Genomic DNA, 17,953 nt, shown 5'->3' on the forward strand with positions numbered 1-17,953 from the left:
CATCAACACTTTAAATTATAGAACCATTTTTATTAATAGCTAGCTTTATAGTTTGAAATTATTTATAATGAGAATATAAATCCTTAGAGGTAAGAGGTCTAAAATGAAAAAAATTAAAAAAGTATTAGTTGCTAACCGTGGTGAAATTGCCATTCGTATTTTTCGTGCATGTAATGAATTAGGTATCCGTACAGTGGCTATCTATTCAAAAGAAGATGCCACAGCATTACATAGATATAAAGCTGATGAGTCTTATCTTATCGGTGAAGATAAAGAAGCTATTGGAGCTTACTTAGATATTAATAGCATTATTAACATTGCAAAAATGACAGGTGCAGATGCGATACATCCTGGTTATGGTTTTTTATCAGAAAATTTATTGTTTGCAGAGCGTTGTCAACAAGAAGGTATTAAATTTATAGGTCCAAAAATTCAACATTTAGATATGTTTGGTGATAAGGTAAAAGCTAGAAGTACTGCCATTGCAGCAGGTTTACCAGTTATACCAGGAACGACAGAAGCTGTGGCTAATTTTGAAGAATTAGAACAATTTACACAACAGCATGGCTATCCAGTAATTATTAAAGCTATTTCAGGTGGTGGTGGTCGTGGTATGCGTATTGTTTGGGAAGCTAACGAACTGCAAGAAGCTTATGAACGTGCAAGTTCAGAAGCCTTAAAAGCTTTTGGTAATGGTGCTGTTTATATTGAACGTTACATTAATCGTCCAAAACATATAGAAGTACAAATTGTAGGGGATGAACACGGTAATATTGTTCATTTATATGAGCGTGATTGTTCAGTACAACGTCGTCACCAAAAAGTTGTAGAAATTGCTCCAAGTATTTCATTATCACAAGAACTTCGTCATCAAATTTGTGATGCAGCAGTAAAATTATGTCAACATATCGGCTATGTTAATGCAGGTACAGTTGAATTTTTAGTAGCAGATAATCAATTTTACTTCATTGAAGTAAATCCACGTATTCAAGTAGAACATACGATTACTGAAATGATTACAGGAATTGATTTAGTACAAACACAAATTTTAATAGCAGAAGGTTATGAATTACACGATAAAGAAATTGCTATACCACAACAATCAGCTATCACAACACATGGTTATGCGATTCAATGTCGTGTGACAACAGAAGATCCGCAAAATCATTTCTTGCCTGACACTGGAAAAATTACAACTTATCGTTCAGGTGGTGGTTTTGGTATTCGTTTAGATGCAGGTGAAGCTTATACGGGTGCTAATATTTCACCGTATTATGATTCATTATTAGTTAAAGTGACAACACATGCATTAACATTTAAACAAGCAGCAAAAAAAATGAGTCGTACATTAAAAGAATTTCGTATTCGTGGTATTAAAACGAATATTCCATTTTTACAAAATGTTGTTGTGCATGATAATTTCTTATCTGGTAACTATGATACGAGTTTTATTGATATTACGCCTGAATTATTTGTCTTTGAACAATCTAAAGACCGTGGTACAAAATTATTAAATTATATTGCTAATGTTAGTGTTAATGGTTTTCCTAGTATTACGACTAGAGAAAAACCAAGTTTTGAACCATTAGAAAAACCACATATTGATATGCCATTAGCTTCTGGTACTAAACAATTATTAGATCAACAAGGTCCAGAAGCAGTAGCTCAATGGGTTAAGGCACAAAAAGAAGTGTTAATTACTGATACTACAATGCGTGATGCACATCAATCATTATTGGCAACACGTATGCGTTCTAAAGATATTTTAACAATTGCACCTGAAACAGCAGCTATTTTAAATAATGCTTTTAGTTTAGAAGTTTGGGGCGGCGCAACTTTTGATGTAGCTTATAACTTTTTAAAAGAAAATCCTTGGGAACGTTTAGCTAAATTAAGAGAAGCGATACCAAATGTTATGTTACAAATGTTATTTAGAGCATCTAATGCCGTAGGTTATCGTAATTATTCTGATAATGTGGTACAAGAGTTCGTTAAGCAAAGTGCAGAAGCAGGTATTGATGTCTTTAGAATTTTTGATAGTTTAAACTGGTTAGAAAGTATGAAAGTTGCAATTGATGCGGTTCATCAATCAGGTAAATTTATAGAAGGATCTATTTGTTATACAGGTGATATTTTAAATACATCAGCAGATAATAAATATAATTTGACATATTATATTAATTTAGCGAAAGAATTGGAAGCGCAAGGTATTCATAGTTTAGCTATAAAAGATATGGCTGGTTTATTAAAACCAGAAGCAGCTTATCAATTGATTGGTGAATTAAAATCAGTGATTGATGTGCCATTGCATTTACATACACATGATACAAGTGGTAATGGTGTAGCAACTTTAAAACGTGCGATTGATGCTGGTGTTGATATTGTTGACGTGGCAGTTAATGCTATGAGTGGTAATACTTCGCAGCCAAGTGGGTCAGCTTTATTTTATGCATTGCAAGGTAGTGAGCAATCATTAAGATTAGATATTGAAGGTTATGAATCATTATCTAAATATTGGGCAGGTGTGCGTCATTATTATCAAGACTTTAACACATTGACATTTGGACCTAATACATCAGTGTACCGTCATGAAATGCCTGGGGGACAATATTCTAATTTACAACAGCAAGCTAAATCTTTAGGTTTAGGACAAAGATGGTTAGAAGTTGAAGAAATGTATAGACGTGTTAATCAATTATTTGGTGATATTATTAAAGTTACACCATCTTCAAAAGTTGTTGGAGATATGGCATTATACATGGTACAAAATAATTTAGATGAAAAATCCGTTATTGATAAAGGGATGTATTTAGATTTCCCTGAATCAGTTATTGCCTTTTTCAAAGGTGACATTGGACAACCTTATGGTGGTTTCCCGAAACAATTGCAACAAGTTGTTTTGAAAAATATCATCCCTTATACGAATAGACCCGGTGAGTTATTACCAGCTATCAATTTTGAACAATTAAAAACAGAATTACAAAATAGCACAAATAGTTCAAACATTACAGCACAAGATGTCATTAGTTATGCACTTTATCCAAAAGTGTATCAACAATATTCTGATACGATGAATCTATATAGTAAATTAGATGTTTTAGATACACCGACATTCTTCTATGGTATGAAAAAAGGAGAACTTATTAAAGTTGAAATAGAACAAGGTAAAATTTTAATGATTAAATTAATTGAGATGAGTGATCCTAATGAGTTAGGACAACGCTTAGTTACTTTTGAATTAAATGGTCAAAATCGAGAAGTATTAGTTAAAGATGACAATATTTCAACACAACAAATTTCAACTAGAGTAGCTGATGCATCTAATCCTAATCATATTGCTGCACAGATGCCAGGGACAATTACTAAAATAAATGTTAAAACAGGTGATAAAGTTAAACAAGGTCAACATTTAATGATTACTGAAGCTATGAAAATGGAAACAACAATTCAAGCACCAATAGATGGTATTATTGAAGAAATTGTTGTAACTACTGATCAAGCTGTTAAAGCAGGAGATTTATTATTAATAATTAAAGGTTAATTGAAATAATTATTATCAGAAAGTAAATATAAATAACTTTTTATTTTTCATTTTTAAATTTAGCTTGTTTTTTGGGCAAGTTGATACTATAATTATATGTGGAATAGAGGTATAGAATGTTATTTAGTGCAATTGTAAGCTGATTAACTATATTTATAGGTAGGTGCATGTAATTAACATGTAAAGTAGTAAAAAATAATTTTAGTTATTTTACGATTGGCAAAATAAAATTTTAAGTAGTTAAGGGAAAATATCTTGAGAAAATATTATTAAAAAGGAGAGAATTTAAATGGATAAGGAAAAATTTGTTGAAATATTACAATCTAAATTTAAAATGGTAAGAACTGAAAGTGGTTTCACTCAAGATAAAATGGCTATTGTAGTAGGATTATCAAAGAAAACTTTAGTACAAATCGAGAAAGAAAGAGTGTTACCTAACTGGACAACTTGTATTACAGTATGTGCACTATTTAGAGAATCAGAAGTATTATTTAATACATTTGGTGGAGACCCATTAGAAGTAGCAAATGTATTAGCTAAAGGACATGTGACTTATTATAATAATAAACAGCATGAATTAGTGTGGTGGGAAACATTAGAAGCTAAAGATACAGTAGAATTACAAAAAAATCGTCGTACAAATCTTTTCCGTGTTATGGCTAAAGATGATCATGCGACAGTATTTGCATCATTTAAAGAATCAGACGTGCGTGCAAATTTTGAACGTTTATTATAATACTTAATCCTAGTAGCTAAGCTACTGGGATTTTTGTATATTGTATGCTATAATATATAATTAAATTGTACTTAAAAGGAAGAGAAATTAATGAATTATAATGGTATTTTACCAATTTGGAAAGAATCGGGTATGACAAGTCATGATGTTATATTCAAATTAAGAAAACTATTAAAGATGAAAAAAATAGGACATTCTGGCACATTAGATCCAGAAGTTTCAGGTGTTTTACCTGTTTGTCTAGGGTCAGCAACTAAAGTAGCAGATTATTTAATGAATAGTGGTAAAACTTATCAAGCTAAAATTAGTTTAGGTAGTGCTACAACAACAGAAGATGCTCAAGGAGAAATTATTAAAACAAGTGAAATTAAGCATATTAACGAAGAAGACATTAAAGCAGCATTAATTAAACTAACAGGTACAATTAAACAAACACCACCCATGTATTCAGCAGTTAAAGTTAATGGAAAAAAATTATATGAGTATGCTAGACAAGGTATTGAAATTGAACGTCCATCACGTGAAGTGACAATTCATCAATTACAATTAATAGATAATAGTTTTAATAAAACTGATAATAGTATTGTTTTTGATGTTATAATTGATTGTTCTAAAGGGACATATATTAGAACTTTAGCTGTACAAATTGGGGAATGTTTAGGTGTTGCAGCGCATATGGCACAATTAGTACGTAGTAAATCAGCAAGATTTACGAAGAACGAATGTTTAACTTTACAACAAGTGGCTGAATGTCAAAATTTAACACAGTTTTTATATCCACTAACTTATGCTTTTGATGATTTTGATAAAATGGCAGTTAATCAAAATCGTGCTATGCAATTTGCTAATGGTATCGTATTTAGAAAAAATCAGTTTCCACAACAAGATTTTTCTAATCCTGTTGTCATTATGTATGATCAACAAGTCATTGCTTTATATCAACAACATCCAACGAAACCCGACCTTATTAAAGCAATTAGAGTTTTTCACAGATTAGGAGAGTAAAATGGAAATCATTCATTTATCAGTAAATAATTTCAAAGTTAATTTAAATAATCAACCGACAGTATTAGCGATTGGTTTTTTTGATGGTGTGCATTTAGGACATCAACAAGTTTTACAACAAGCTAAAGATTATGCACAGAAACATCAATTAAAATTTGCTGTGATGACTTTTGATCCGCATCCTTCGGTTGTATTATCATCAAAACATCAACGTACAGATTACTTAACACCACTTACTGTAAAAGAACAATTATTAGAAAAGTTAGGTGTTGAGCTGTTGTATATTACGAAATTCACTTCTCAATTTTCTAAACTTTCACCTCAACAATTTGTACAACAATTTTTAGTAGCTTTAAATATTCAACATGTTTTTTGTGGTTTTGATTTTAGATATGGTTGTTCGGGTGAAGGAACACCGCAAAATATTTATGATTTATCTAATCAAACAATTACAATTACTATTGTTGATAAACAAGCTTTGTCACATCAAAAGATTAGTACAACACGTATTCGTCACTATTTATCTGAAGGACAATTAACTCAAGCTAATGCACAATTAGGTCGCATTTATGCAACAGAAGGTATTGTAGTTCAAGGAGAAAAACGTGGTCGTCAATTAGGTTTTCCAACAGCGAATATAGAAATACTTGATAATTATTATATTCCATCAAAAACAGGTGTCTATGCAGTACGTGTTTATATTAATAAAAAATGGTACGAAGCGATGGCTAATATAGGCTATAAACCAACATTTCATGCCCAAGGTACAATGCCACTCACTATTGAAATTAATATTTTTGATTTTAATCAAGATATTTATGGTGAAAAAATGCGTATTGAATGGTATCAATTTATGAGAGAAGAGCAAACTTTTAATGGTATAGATGCACTAATTAGTCAAATTAAACAAGATAAAACAAATATTCAAAATTATTTCAATGAGATGGAGATAAATAATGAAAAAGTTAATTGACTTAGATTTTACAACGATGATTAAATTACTCCGATTTATTGTTAATATCGCTTTATTAATTATTGGTTTAGGTATATGTATTATGTTATTTGTATCAGCAATAGATATTGCACAATTAATCATTGATACGATTCAGTATAAAGTAGAATATACTGAAGTAATTAAAGAGTTTATTACTTTTTTCTTATATTTTGAGTTTGCATCATTAATTATTAAATATTTTGATAATCACTTTCATTTCCCATTACGTTATTTTATTTACATAGGTATTACAGCAATGGTGAGACTAATTATTGTTGATCATTCAAATTCAATGCATATGTTATTATGGGGGGCAACAATTTTACTATTATGTATTAGTCTAGCAATAGTTAATAAGTATGTAAAACATGATTAAAATTATCATGACAGGTCATTGTAGCTATGCTATAATTCATTTGTAAATCAATCTAGGAGGAACAATTATGTCACAATATCCAAATTGCCCAGAATGCCAATCACAATATGTTTACGATGATGGTACAAATTTAGTTTGTCCAGAGTGTGCGTATGAATGGCAACCTAATCAAGTACAAGAAGAAGGTTTAATCGTTAAAGATGCTAATGGTAATTTATTAGCCGATGGCGATAGCGTTACAGTCATTAAAGATTTAAAAGTTAAAGGTAGTTCAACACCTTTAAAACAAGGTACTAAAGTAAAAAGTATTCGTTTAGTTGACGGTGATCATAACATAGATTGTAAAATTGATGGTTTTGGTGCCATGCAATTAAAATCTGAATTTGTTAAGAAATTATAATGTCAGTACAATTAGCAACAATTTGTTATATCGATAATGGTAAAGAATTACTATTATTACACCGTAATAAAAAACCAAATGACGTCCATCAAAATAAATGGATTGGTGTCGGTGGTAAATTCGAAGTACATGAGACACCGGAAGCTTGTGCATTAAGAGAAATTAAAGAAGAAACAGGTTTAATCGTTAATGAGCTGAAATTATGTGGCATCATTACCTTTCCAGAATTTACGCCAGACGGTAAAGATTGGTATACCTATGTTTTTACAGCTAAATACCAAGAGGGTAAGTTAATCGACAGTCCAGAAGGTACATTAGAATGGGTACCCTATGATCAAGTATTAAGCAAGCCAACATGGCAAGGTGATTATACTTTTTTAACATGGATTTTAGAAAAACGTCCCTTCTTTTCAGCAATGTTTTATTATAAAAACCAAAAATTAATCGATCAAAAAGTCACTTTTTATAATTAATACTTGCTTTTATGTTTAAAGCAATTTATACTAATATTAATTTAATATATTGATTATAAAGGACACGATGATAGTTGACAATGTTTAGAGAGAGTATGGTTGCTGCAAATACTTCATTACCAATTATGATTACTACCTTAAATAATATAATCAACGCGTATATACGTTTATATACATTAGAGGATAGTTTATACTATTAAATATGGGTGGTACCACGAAATTTCGTCCCTATTTAGCTTTTGCTAAATAGGGACTTTTTATTTTAGGAGGAAAAATAATGTCAGAAATTAAAATTAAGTTCCCAGATGGTGCAGAAAAAGTTTATCCACAAGGAACAACAACAGAAGAAATTGCACAAAGTATTAGTCCAGGGTTACGAAAAAAAGCAATTGCGGGTCAATTAGATGATCAATTATTAGATATTACAACAGCTTTACCACAAGGTGGTGACTTTGCTATTATTACACCTTCAGATGAAGAAGGTAGTGCAGCTTTAGAGATTTTACGTCATTCAACAGCTCATTTAATGGCACAAGCAATTAAACGTTTATATCCAGAAGTTAAATTTGGAGTAGGACCAGCTATTAAAGGCGGTTTCTATTATGATTTTGATATGGATACAAAATTAAATGATCAAGATTTAAAAGAAATTGAAAAAGTGATGAAAAAGATAATTGGTGAAAATATTGCGATTACACATCGTATAGTTAGTCGTGATGAAGCCAAAGAAGTTTTTGCTCATGATGAATATAAACAAGAGTTATTAGAAGCTATTCCAGCAGATGAGTCAGTTACTCTTTATTCACAAGGTGAATTTACTGATTTATGTCGTGGTGTACACGTACCTTCAACAGGTAAAATTAAAGAATTTAAATTATTATCTATAGCAGGTGCGTATTGGCGTGGTGATTCAGATAATAAAATGTTACAACGTATTTATGGTACAGCTTTTTATACAAAAGAAGCATTAGCACATCATTTACAAATGTTAGAAGAAGCACGTGAACGTGATCATCGTAAATTAGGTAAAGAGTTAGGTATTTTTGCTGTAACACAACAAGTTGGTGCAGGTTTACCTTTATGGTTACCTAATGGGGCAACAATTCGTCGTACAATTGAACGCTATATTGTAGATAAAGAAGTTGAATTAGGTTATGATCATGTTTATACACCTGTGTTAGCTTCAGTAGATTTATACAAGACTTCAGGACATTGGGAGCATTATAAAGATGATATGTTCCCACCAATGAAAATGGATCATGAAGAAATGGTGTTACGTCCAATGAACTGTCCACATCATATGATGGTTTATAAAAATGAACGTCATTCATACCGTGAATTACCAATTCGTATTGCTGAATTAGGTACAATGCACCGTTATGAAGCAAGTGGTGCCGTATCAGGTTTACAACGTGTACGTGGTATGACATTAAATGATGCACACTGTTTTGTACGTCCAGATCAATTAAAAGATGAATTCAAATTAACTGTAAAATTAATTCAAGATGTCTATAAAGATTTTGGTATTAATAATTATAAATTCCGTCTATCATATCGTGATCCAGAAGATACTGAAAAATATTTTGATGATGATGCTATGTGGAATAATGCGCAACAAATGTTAAAAGAAGCAGTAGATGAATTAGGTTTAGATTACTATGAAGCTGATGGTGAAGCAGCATTCTATGGTCCTAAATTAGATATTCAAGTTGAAACAGCAATTGGTAAACAAGAAACATTATCAACAATTCAAATCGATTTCTTATTACCTGAACGTTTTGAATTAGAATATATTGGTGAAGATGGGCAAGCGCATCGTCCTGTTGTTGTTCACCGTGGTGTAGTGTCAACAATGGAACGTTTTGTAGCATTCTTATTAGAAGAATATAAAGGAAATTTCCCAACATGGTTAGCACCAAAACAAGTTGAAATTATTCCAGTAAACAATCAATATCATTATGATTACTGTAAAGCATTATATAGCGAATTAAAAGCACAAGGTGTTAAAGTGCATATTGACGACCGTAATGAAAAATTAGGTTATAAAATTCGTGAAGCTGCAGCAATGAAAATCCCTTATACTTTAGTAATCGGTGATAAAGAAGTGGAAGAAAACTTAGTAAATATTCGTACATTTGGTTCTACAGACCAACGTTCAGAAAATAAGAACGAATTTATTGAAAAATTATTATCAGAAATTGCAACAAGACAATTAACAAAAAAAGCTTAATACTTTAAGGAGCTGAAAGAAAATTTATTTTTCTATAGCTCCTTTTCTTTGTCATATTGCTTATTAATTTAACATTATGATACAATGAAGCCAACGGATTGAAAGGGGATAATCATGGCTACTTTAATTAATTATGTACAGAATATAGGGCATTTAACATTTGAACAACAACCTCTCAATGAATTAGATATAGCTGCGTTGACAGAAATTGTCTATTTACCAGTAGATGACATTTTTTATGAAAATATTTCAATTACACATTTATCATTACTATATAATCAAATACAAGATAAATTTAAAGACAATTGGATCTTATCACGCAAAGAACGTATTCAATTATTAGAAACTATGGCACAATCACCAAGGTTTCAAGCTATTCATTGTCAAAATTTTGTCAATGAGATTGATGAAAATCAAGAAAAACAATTTTCAGCTATGACATTAACTTATCAAAATGATTATCAATTTATTATTTATCGCGGAACAGACGATACAATTGTTGGGTGGAAAGAAGATTTTAATATGGCAGTGTCACAAAAAGTGCCCGCACAACAAAGTGCTTTAAATTATTTAGTTAATTATTTTAATATTGATTATTCATACCATATTGTATCAGGTCATTCAAAAGGTGGTAATCTAGCATTATATGCTGCAACAATGGTCGACACAACTATTCAACAACAAATTAATAAAATTTATATTTTTGATGCACCAGGTTTACAAGATAATATTGTCAAACTACCACAATATCAACGTATTAAATTAAGAACTTATGTCTATTTACCACAAGATTCATTAGTAGGTATTTTAATGACTAAAAATTTACCTATGTCAATTGTTTATAGTCGAGCTATAGGTATTAATCAACATTATATGATGACTTGGCAAGTCAATCAATTTACTTTTGAAAGAAAGAAAGCTTTATCTGCAACAAGTCAAATTATGAAAATAACAATACAACAGTGGTTAAATCAATTGCCCGATGAGCAATTAGAGCGATTTTTTAATGTTTTATTTGAAGTTTTTGATAATAGTCAGGTTAGTACATTAAATGACTTATCTGCTAAATTTTTTAAAAATGCATCTAAACTTATTAGTTCAATTAAAGATATGACACCAGAAGATCAACAATTAGTGCAAGATTTTATTAATTTATTATCTTCAACTTATTATGATAATGGTAAAAAATACGTTAATGATTATTTTAAACAATCAACAGAACGCTTAACATCAGCAACACTTCGTCGACCATATATTAAATTAATCAAAAAGGAGGAAAATGATGAAGTCTAAAACATGGTTATCTAGTAATTATTTTATTCAATTTTTAGTCACGGGTACATTTTTACCTTTTTGGCTATCTTATTTAACAATGGTTAAAGGTTTATCTATTTTAGAAGCAAGTTCTGTTTTTTCAATGGTGTACTTAGCAAGAGTTGTTAGTGCTATTTTTGTTAGTCCATTATTAATCAGACGTTTCACAGCAAGTATAAGTTTAAAAATTGTTACGTTCAGTGGGTTAGCTTTTGCACTATTATATGGTGTAACGGATGAGAAAGTATTTTTAATGTTAATTACTTTTTTCTTTGGTTTAACATTCTTTACTACGAGCCCTTTAACTGAAGGTTTGGCTTCAATTTTTTTGAAATTAGAAAATATTGATTATGGGCGTGCTAGATTATATGGTTCATTAGGTTATTTATTAGTAGGTGTGATTTTAGGAGGACTTGTTAGTTATATCGGTTATACATCATTATATTATATTTTAGTGTTATTATTAGCTTTTTACTGTATCTTTTTTATATGGCCACAACCTCAACTGGTTAGAGAATTAAAAATATCTAGTAATGATAACGATACTTCACGTAAACCTTATGTCTGGTTGATGAATAATAAAAATGCTTTATTAATTTTAGCAGTTATTTTTATGTTGCAAATTAGCCACACTGCTTATAATAATTATGGTATTTTATATTTAGAAAAATTAAATATCTCTGAAAAATGGTTAATGGGTATCATTTTAAATATTTCAGTATTAGCAGAAATTTTATTTTTCCGTTTTTCAGATAAATTATTTATTAAATTTTCTGCGACTAAATTATTAACATTTGCTTGTTGTATGGCAGTTGTTCGCTGGTTAACATTAGCTATTTTCCAAAATGTAATTATCTTTACAATATTACAAACTTTCCATGCTTTAACATTTGCAATGGCACAAATTGCATTTATTTTAATCTTAAATAAAAACTTTAACACTATTCAAATTTTAGATATGCAAAATTTGAGTAATGCAGTATGTTTTCAATTAAGTAATTTTATAGGTGTTTACATCATTGGTTATGTTTGGGAAATTGGAGTGAGCTATGTATTTATTATTTCGGCTGTTTTTGCAGCAGTAGCAGTGAGTATCTCATTATTTCTTAAGTTTCAAGCAAACCATCATCATTAATTAATATAAAATCGCGTTGAGAGCTTCTCAACGCGATTATTGTTATCTGCCATTAACAATTTTTTTAAATACATAGTATAGAATAGGTACAGCAATGATTGTAGCAATAGCTGAACCAAATGTTCCTAATATTTTTGTTATTGCTGCAATGGCTGCAGCTTGTAAGGTTAAATTTTTAACAATCAGATCAATTAACATATACTTTGTTAAATTTAAAATGATCTTAGTCATTGCTGCGATAATTGCAATAATTGTAATATGACGAATAGTGTCTTGTTGTTTGAATAATTGAAATAAACTATTAACAATTAGACAAACAATGATTGCTTCAATAGAAATAATCCATATTTCAGCTGCATAACCATTTAATAAATCAAATGTTGCTAGTCCTATTAAAGCGGCAAGTGTTCCGCGTTTAAATCCTAAGACTAACACACCTACCACAACTAAAGCATTACCAAAATGAATGAATTGTGGGCCAACAGGTATACGAAAGACTTGTATTGATAAGAAAATTAAGGTTGCATACATACTCGTTAATGTAATATTTTTAATTGATGATGTCATTGGGGTCCTCCTGTGATAAGTGATTAATTTGTTGAATTAATAGTGCCAGATGGGGTTCATAATAAACACCGTATTTTATTTCTCGTTTTAATTGCAATGTGCTTTCTAAACTTTTAACAATAAAATTAATCGCTAAGGGAATTGCTTTTTTAAAGGAAATGCCTCTTAAATAACAGGCTGTTACAATAGTTGAAAAAATATCGCCAGTACCAAAGAAATTTTGGTTGAATTTTTTATTACTAAAATAATAATGTTGATTATTATGATAATAAACTGCACCGATTTCATCTTCTTTTAAACTAATACCGGTAATGATAATATGTGGTACATCTAATTGCTGACAAATCGTTGTTAAGTCATTTATTGTATAATTATTGATATCAATTTGATAATCAGCTAATAAGCTAGCTTCAGTTAAATTAGGGATAATCACATCCGCTTGCTGACAAAGTTGCTTCATTTCTTGTATGAAATCTTGAGTAAAACCTTGGTATAATTTACCATGATCTCCCATAATAGGATCAACAAATAGTAAAGCTTGTGGCATATAATTGTTTTTATAATTTAATATGTATTGAATTTGTTGGGATGTTTTTAAATAACCTGTTAAAATACCATCAAAATGGAGTGGTAATTGTTGCCATTGATGAATAAAGTGTGCCATCCCTTCTTGATAATTATCAATATAAATGTCAGGAAAACCACCAGTATGTGATGATAAAATGACAGTAGGTAATAGGGCGGTTTCTACTTGAGCACAAGCCATAATGGGTAGGGCGACAGAGAGTGCAACTTTGCCTATGCCAGATAAATCATTAATTAAAAGTACTTGTTTCATATTAGCCTCCTTCTTGACATCTATTGTAAAAAAAATAAGTGTAAGTTACAATAATAAAAAAGACAACTGTATGGGGACAGATATTATGACAAAATATGATCAAATTATTAATTATATTAAACAAAAAATAGAAAATGATGTCTTAAATGAAGGTGATAAATTACCTTCTATTAGACAATTAAGTCAATTATTTCAATGTAGTAAAGACACGGTACAACATGCTTTATTATTACTATGTCATCAACAATATATTTATAGCATTGAAAAGAAAGGTTTTTTTGTGTTTAAAAATAGACACCATCAACCAGTTAGTCAATTATTTAATTCTTTACCGAATTACCACCATTTCTCTTTTGAAGATTTTCAATTTTGTTTAAATGAATCTTTAAAAGATAATTTAAATGATTTATTTAATTATTATCCAAGACAAGAAGGATTAAATGAATTAATTAGTAGTATTAGACAATTATTAATGAATTATCAAGTTTTTGCTAAACGTTCGCAAATTGTTATTACAGCAGGTACACAACAAGCGCTTTATATTTTATCTCAATTAACTTTTAATGATGGTAAGCAAACTATTTTAATTGAACAACCGACATATCATCGAATGAATGAACTGATCAAAGCTCAAAACATTCCTTATTTAACAATTGAACGTACACCTAAGGGGATAGATTTAATAGCATTAGAAAAATTATTTAAAACAGGAGAAATTAAATTTTTTTATACGATTCCTAGATTACATCAACCATTAGGCACAGCTTATTCAATTGAAGAGAAGAAAGCAATTGTTGATTTAGCTCATCGTTATCAAGTTTATATTGTAGAAGATGATTATTTAGCTGATGTAGATCAAGAATTACCATTGTATTATTATGATATTGATGATAAAGTCATTTACTTGAAATCTTTTTCCGCCACGATTTTTCCTGCTCTAAGATTAGGTACAATCGTCTTGCCTAATGAATTAGTTGATAATTTTTTAAACTATAAAACATTAATAGATTATGACACTAATTTAATTTTGCAAAAGGCATTATCATTATATTTAGACAATGGTTTATACTATAAACATCAACGTCGTTTATTACAATTATATCAACAAAAAAGACAATTATTACGTGCCGCACTTGAAGCATTAAACTTGAGTGAGTTGCTCGATAATAATTTAAGTGATACTAAGATTGTTATTCCATTAAAGGCACATTGTTCCTTAGCAAAATTACAAAAAAAATTAGCTCAAAAACATATTAAAGTAGATTTTTTGCAAAAAAATTATTTAGAAGTTTGTCCATTTAACTACGTTAAATTTGATGTTAAACATTTAGAAGATGAAGAAATTATTAATAGTGTGACAACATTATTTGAAGTAGTAGGTAAGGAAAATATTAATATTTAATAATAAAACAGTTTGATTCTAATTAGCTTCCGAATCAAACTGTTTTTTATCATTTATTTTTTAAGAGTATGAATAAATCGAGCTAAACGTTTTAACGCTTCTTTTAATTCATCAATAGAGTAGGCGTAAGAAATACGTATGAAGCCTTCACCGCAATCACCAAAAGCATTACCAGGGACAATGGCTAATTTTTCTTGTTCTAATAATTGTAAGGCAAATTGTTCAGAAGTAATACCGAATTCTCTAATATCTGGAAAGACATAAAATGCACCTTCCGCTTCAAAACAAGGTAGTCCCATTTCTTTAAGTGAATGTAATAAATAGCGACGACGCTCATTATAAGCAATAGCCATTTCTTCTACATCTTTGTCAGAATTGTTAATGGCTTCAATAGCGGCGTATTGTCCGACAGTAGGTGCAGCTATAATAGCATATTGATGAATTTTAATCATTTGTTCTAAAATAATAGCGGGGCCTAAAGCATAACCTAAACGCCATCCAGTCATTGCATATGATTTAGAAAATCCATTTAATACAATTGTACGTTCTTGCATGCCTGGAAAACTAGCGATGCTGACATGTGGTTCATCAGTATAAGTTAATTCACTATATATTTCATCACTAATAACATATAAGTCATGTTTAATGATAACTTTAGCAATTTCTTCTAAGTCATCTTTTGTCATGATGGCACCTGTTGGGTTGTTTGGAAAGGCAATCATCACAATTTTTGTTTTAGGTGTGATAGCCGCTTCTAATTGTTCAGCAGTAAGTTTAAATTTATTCTCTACATTTAGTTCTATTTTTACAGGCACACCATCAGCTAAACGAATACATGGCGCATAAGAGACATAACAAGGTTCATGATAAATCACTTCGTCGCCAGGATCTAACATAGCACGTAATGCAATATCAATACCTTCACTACAACCAACAGTTACTAATGCTTCTGTTTCATAATTGTATTTTAATTGATAACGACGTTGATAATAATTACAAATGCCTTGACGTAATGCTGGTAAACCTTGATTCGCTGTATAAAAAGTTCGACCTTTTTGTAGTGCATACATTGCTTCATCGCGAATATGCCAAGGTGTATCGAAATCTGGTTCACCGACACCTAATGAAATGACATCAGGCATTGAAGAGGCTGCATTAAAAAATTTTCTAATGCCTGACGGTGGAATGGTTGCGATTTTTTGTGAAATTGGATTTCTCATTGACTCATCACCTGACGTATATTTTCTTGTGTATCTGTAAAGATTGTACCATGATCTTTATAACGTGTTAGGACGACATGTGTTGCCGTACTTACAACTTCATCTAAAACAGCTAAACGATTAACGAATTTGGCTATTTTTTTCATAGAAGCTTTACGTAAAATCAGCATAAAATCGTAACTACCTGACATTAAGTAGCATGCTTCAACTTCGGGATATTGATAAATTCTTTCAGCAATGGAATCAAAACCAACGCCTCGTTGAGGTGTGACTTTTAACTCAATGACTGCAGAAACTTCTTCGTCATTTGTTTTTTCCCAATTGATTAATGTTTGATAGCCACAAATAATTTTTTCTTGTTCCATTTCGATGATTAATTCTTGAACAAAAGTTTGTTCGAGATTTAGCATAATCGCGACATCTTTAGATGTAAGACGACTATTTTTTTCGATTAATCTTGCAATATCTTCTTTAATATGGCGTGTGTCTGTCGACATAGCATGTATCACTCCTTTAAAATTAAATACCCTTACATTATACCATAAAGCGAGATTTATTGGCGATATAAAATAAGAATGAGAGTAACTCTCATTCTTATTTGTTAAAACCATTAGGATGTTTACTTTGCCAACGCCATGCATCTTCACACATACGTTGAATATCATGTTGCGCTTGCCAACCTAATTCTTGTTGTGCTTTACTAGCATCAGCATAGCATGTTGCAATATCACCACTACGACGCGGTGTAATTTTATATGGAATTTCTTTGTTAGCTGCTTGTGAGGCATTATGAATTACTTCTAATACAGAATAACCTGTACCTGTACCTAAATTATAAATAGACAAGCCATTGTCAGGGGCTAATTTAGCAAGTGCAGCAACATGGCCTTTTGCTAAGTCTACAACATGAATATAATCACGGACACCTGTACCGTCTTTTGTATCGTAATCATCACCAAACACATTAACTTGTTCTAATTTACCAACTGCGACTTGCATCACATAAGGTAATAAATTATTTGGAATACCATTAGGATCTTCTCCTAAATCACCTGATTCATGTGCACCAATTGGATTGAAGTAGCGTAGTAAGACGATATTCCATTCTTTATCAGATACATAAATATCACTTAAAATTTGTTCTAACATTAATTTTGTTTGGCCATACGGATTCGTTGCTGATAATGGAAAATCTTCTTTAATTGGCACTTGATGTGGATCACCATAAACAGTTGCTGATGAACTGAAAATAATATTTTTACAATTATTGTCTGCCATTACTTCACATAATGATACTGTACCAGCGACATTATTGTCATAGTAAGCCATTGGAATAGTAACAGATTCTCCAACTGCTTTTAAGCCAGCAAAATGAATGACACCAAAAACAGGGGCTTCTTGTTTGAAAATAGCATCCATTGCAACTTTATCTCGAATATCAGCTTGATAAAAGACGATGTTTTTACCAGTGATACGTTCAACAACTTCTATACTTTTTTTACTGGCATTGTATAAATTATCAACAACGATTACCTCATAACCACTATTTAATAATTCAACACAAGTATGTGAGCCTATAAAACCAGCACCACCAGTGACTAAAATTTTTTTTGTCATCATTAGTTACCTCTTTTAAATTAATATTTTCTCTGTCAGTATAAATTGTTTTGACTTTAAATGCAAGATAAGGCAATTAATTGATAGTGTCAACTTTTTGTTGGT

16 protein-coding genes are annotated in these 17,953 nt (G+C 30.4%); 11 read left to right on the forward strand and 5 right to left on the reverse strand.

The annotated features are described in order from the left end of the window. Positions 1-103: 103 nt before the first annotated feature. From AC5EAH_RS05605 to AC5EAH_RS05650, 10 genes are all read left to right on the forward strand, one after another. The gene (locus AC5EAH_RS05605) at positions 104-3,541 is read left to right on the forward strand and encodes a pyruvate carboxylase (protein ID WP_493493786.1); all 3,438 of its coding nucleotides are present in this window, start codon (positions 104-106) and stop codon (positions 3,539-3,541) included. Between the two features lie 289 nt (positions 3,542-3,830). Beyond that, entirely contained in the window at positions 3,831-4,277 is a 447-nt protein-coding gene (locus AC5EAH_RS05610) for a helix-turn-helix transcriptional regulator (protein ID WP_493493787.1), read from the forward strand. A gap of 90 nt (positions 4,278-4,367) precedes the next feature. Next, positions 4,368-5,282, forward strand: coding sequence for a tRNA pseudouridine(55) synthase TruB (truB, locus tag AC5EAH_RS05615; RefSeq protein WP_493493788.1), 915 nt, complete (start codon positions 4,368-4,370; stop codon positions 5,280-5,282). 1 nt (position 5,283) lies between these two features. Beyond that, entirely contained in the window at positions 5,284-6,255 is a 972-nt protein-coding gene (ribF, locus tag AC5EAH_RS05620) for a riboflavin biosynthesis protein RibF (protein ID WP_493493789.1), read from the forward strand. Continuing rightward, positions 6,239-6,652, forward strand: coding sequence for a phosphate-starvation-inducible protein PsiE (locus AC5EAH_RS05625; RefSeq protein WP_493493790.1), 414 nt, complete (start codon positions 6,239-6,241; stop codon positions 6,650-6,652). Before ribF ends, AC5EAH_RS05625 begins: the two co-directional genes overlap by 17 nt. 67 nt (positions 6,653-6,719) lie before the next feature. Further along, positions 6,720-7,052: a zinc ribbon domain-containing protein YjdM gene (locus AC5EAH_RS05630; RefSeq protein ID WP_493493791.1), complete on the forward strand. Its 333-nt coding sequence runs from the start codon at positions 6,720-6,722 to the stop codon at positions 7,050-7,052. Continuing rightward, positions 7,052-7,525 (forward strand): NUDIX hydrolase, encoded by a 474-nt coding sequence (locus AC5EAH_RS05635; protein WP_493493792.1) that lies wholly within the window; start codon positions 7,052-7,054, stop codon positions 7,523-7,525. The genes AC5EAH_RS05630 and AC5EAH_RS05635 overlap by 1 nt, the downstream gene beginning before the upstream one ends. Before the next feature lie 277 nt (positions 7,526-7,802). Further along, the gene (thrS, locus tag AC5EAH_RS05640; protein WP_493493793.1) at positions 7,803-9,755 is read left to right on the forward strand and encodes a threonine--tRNA ligase; all 1,953 of its coding nucleotides are present in this window, start codon (positions 7,803-7,805) and stop codon (positions 9,753-9,755) included. 114 nt (positions 9,756-9,869) lie between these two features. Further along, positions 9,870-11,048, forward strand: a complete 1,179-nt coding sequence (locus tag AC5EAH_RS05645; protein WP_493493794.1) for an Mbeg1-like protein — start codon at positions 9,870-9,872, stop codon at positions 11,046-11,048. Beyond that, the gene (locus AC5EAH_RS05650; protein ID WP_493493795.1) at positions 11,038-12,204 is read left to right on the forward strand and encodes an MFS transporter; all 1,167 of its coding nucleotides are present in this window, start codon (positions 11,038-11,040) and stop codon (positions 12,202-12,204) included. The genes AC5EAH_RS05645 and AC5EAH_RS05650 overlap by 11 nt, the downstream gene beginning before the upstream one ends. A 42-nt stretch (positions 12,205-12,246) precedes the next feature. Here the strand turns inward: AC5EAH_RS05650 and AC5EAH_RS05655 are convergent, their stop codons facing one another. Together AC5EAH_RS05655 and AC5EAH_RS05660 are read right to left on the reverse strand one after the other, a co-directional pair. Then, complete coding sequence (locus AC5EAH_RS05655; protein WP_493493796.1) at positions 12,247-12,771, reverse strand: ECF transporter S component; 525 nt, start codon at positions 12,769-12,771, stop codon at positions 12,247-12,249. Then, positions 12,755-13,609: a pyridoxamine kinase gene (locus AC5EAH_RS05660; protein ID WP_493493797.1), complete on the reverse strand. Its 855-nt coding sequence runs from the start codon at positions 13,607-13,609 to the stop codon at positions 12,755-12,757. The genes AC5EAH_RS05655 and AC5EAH_RS05660 overlap by 17 nt, the downstream gene beginning before the upstream one ends. A gap of 85 nt (positions 13,610-13,694) precedes the next feature. Here AC5EAH_RS05660 and AC5EAH_RS05665 point away from each other — a divergent pair, with 85 nt between their 5' ends. Then, entirely contained in the window at positions 13,695-15,011 is a 1,317-nt protein-coding gene (locus AC5EAH_RS05665) for an aminotransferase-like domain-containing protein (RefSeq protein ID WP_493493798.1), read from the forward strand. A gap of 53 nt (positions 15,012-15,064) precedes the next feature. Here the strand turns inward: AC5EAH_RS05665 and AC5EAH_RS05670 are convergent, their stop codons facing one another. The 3 genes from AC5EAH_RS05670 to galE form a co-directional block, all read right to left on the reverse strand. Further along, positions 15,065-16,231, reverse strand: coding sequence for a pyridoxal phosphate-dependent aminotransferase (locus tag AC5EAH_RS05670; RefSeq protein WP_493493799.1), 1,167 nt, complete (start codon positions 16,229-16,231; stop codon positions 15,065-15,067). Beyond that, positions 16,228-16,728, reverse strand: coding sequence for an Lrp/AsnC family transcriptional regulator (locus AC5EAH_RS05675; protein WP_493493800.1), 501 nt, complete (start codon positions 16,726-16,728; stop codon positions 16,228-16,230). Before AC5EAH_RS05675 ends, AC5EAH_RS05670 begins: the two co-directional genes overlap by 4 nt. Before the next feature lie 97 nt (positions 16,729-16,825). Further along, on the reverse strand, positions 16,826-17,848 hold the full coding sequence (gene galE, locus AC5EAH_RS05680; protein WP_493493801.1) for a UDP-glucose 4-epimerase GalE: 1,023 nt from the start codon (positions 17,846-17,848) through the stop codon (positions 16,826-16,828). Positions 17,849-17,953 lie beyond the last annotated feature (105 nt).

The sequence above is a fragment of the Staphylococcus sp. B1(2026) genome (assembly GCF_058895785.1).

Bases quoted from the DNA above. Each gene is read 5' to 3' on its own strand.
- AC5EAH_RS05605 (WP_493493786.1), top strand. From the start codon at position 104: ATGAAAAAAATTAAAAAAGTATTAGTTGCTAACCGTGGTGAAATTGCC.
- AC5EAH_RS05610 (WP_493493787.1), top strand. From the start codon at position 3,831: ATGGATAAGGAAAAATTTGTTGAAATATTACAATCTAAATTTAAAATG.
- truB (WP_493493788.1), top strand. From the start codon at position 4,368: ATGAATTATAATGGTATTTTACCAATTTGGAAAGAATCGGGTATGACA.
- ribF (WP_493493789.1), top strand. From the start codon at position 5,284: ATGGAAATCATTCATTTATCAGTAAATAATTTCAAAGTTAATTTAAAT.
- AC5EAH_RS05625 (WP_493493790.1), top strand. From the start codon at position 6,239: ATGAAAAAGTTAATTGACTTAGATTTTACAACGATGATTAAATTACTC.
- AC5EAH_RS05630 (WP_493493791.1), top strand. From the start codon at position 6,720: ATGTCACAATATCCAAATTGCCCAGAATGCCAATCACAATATGTTTAC.
- AC5EAH_RS05635 (WP_493493792.1), top strand. From the start codon at position 7,052: ATGTCAGTACAATTAGCAACAATTTGTTATATCGATAATGGTAAAGAA.
- thrS (WP_493493793.1), top strand. From the start codon at position 7,803: ATGTCAGAAATTAAAATTAAGTTCCCAGATGGTGCAGAAAAAGTTTAT.
- AC5EAH_RS05645 (WP_493493794.1), top strand. From the start codon at position 9,870: ATGGCTACTTTAATTAATTATGTACAGAATATAGGGCATTTAACATTT.
- AC5EAH_RS05650 (WP_493493795.1), top strand. From the start codon at position 11,038: ATGAAGTCTAAAACATGGTTATCTAGTAATTATTTTATTCAATTTTTA.
- AC5EAH_RS05655 (WP_493493796.1), bottom strand. From the start codon at position 12,771: ATGACATCATCAATTAAAAATATTACATTAACGAGTATGTATGCAACC.
- AC5EAH_RS05660 (WP_493493797.1), bottom strand. From the start codon at position 13,609: ATGAAACAAGTACTTTTAATTAATGATTTATCTGGCATAGGCAAAGTT.
- AC5EAH_RS05665 (WP_493493798.1), top strand. From the start codon at position 13,695: ATGACAAAATATGATCAAATTATTAATTATATTAAACAAAAAATAGAA.
- AC5EAH_RS05670 (WP_493493799.1), bottom strand. From the start codon at position 16,231: ATGAGAAATCCAATTTCACAAAAAATCGCAACCATTCCACCGTCAGGC.
- AC5EAH_RS05675 (WP_493493800.1), bottom strand. From the start codon at position 16,728: ATGTCGACAGACACACGCCATATTAAAGAAGATATTGCAAGATTAATC.
- galE (WP_493493801.1), bottom strand. From the start codon at position 17,848: ATGACAAAAAAAATTTTAGTCACTGGTGGTGCTGGTTTTATAGGCTCA.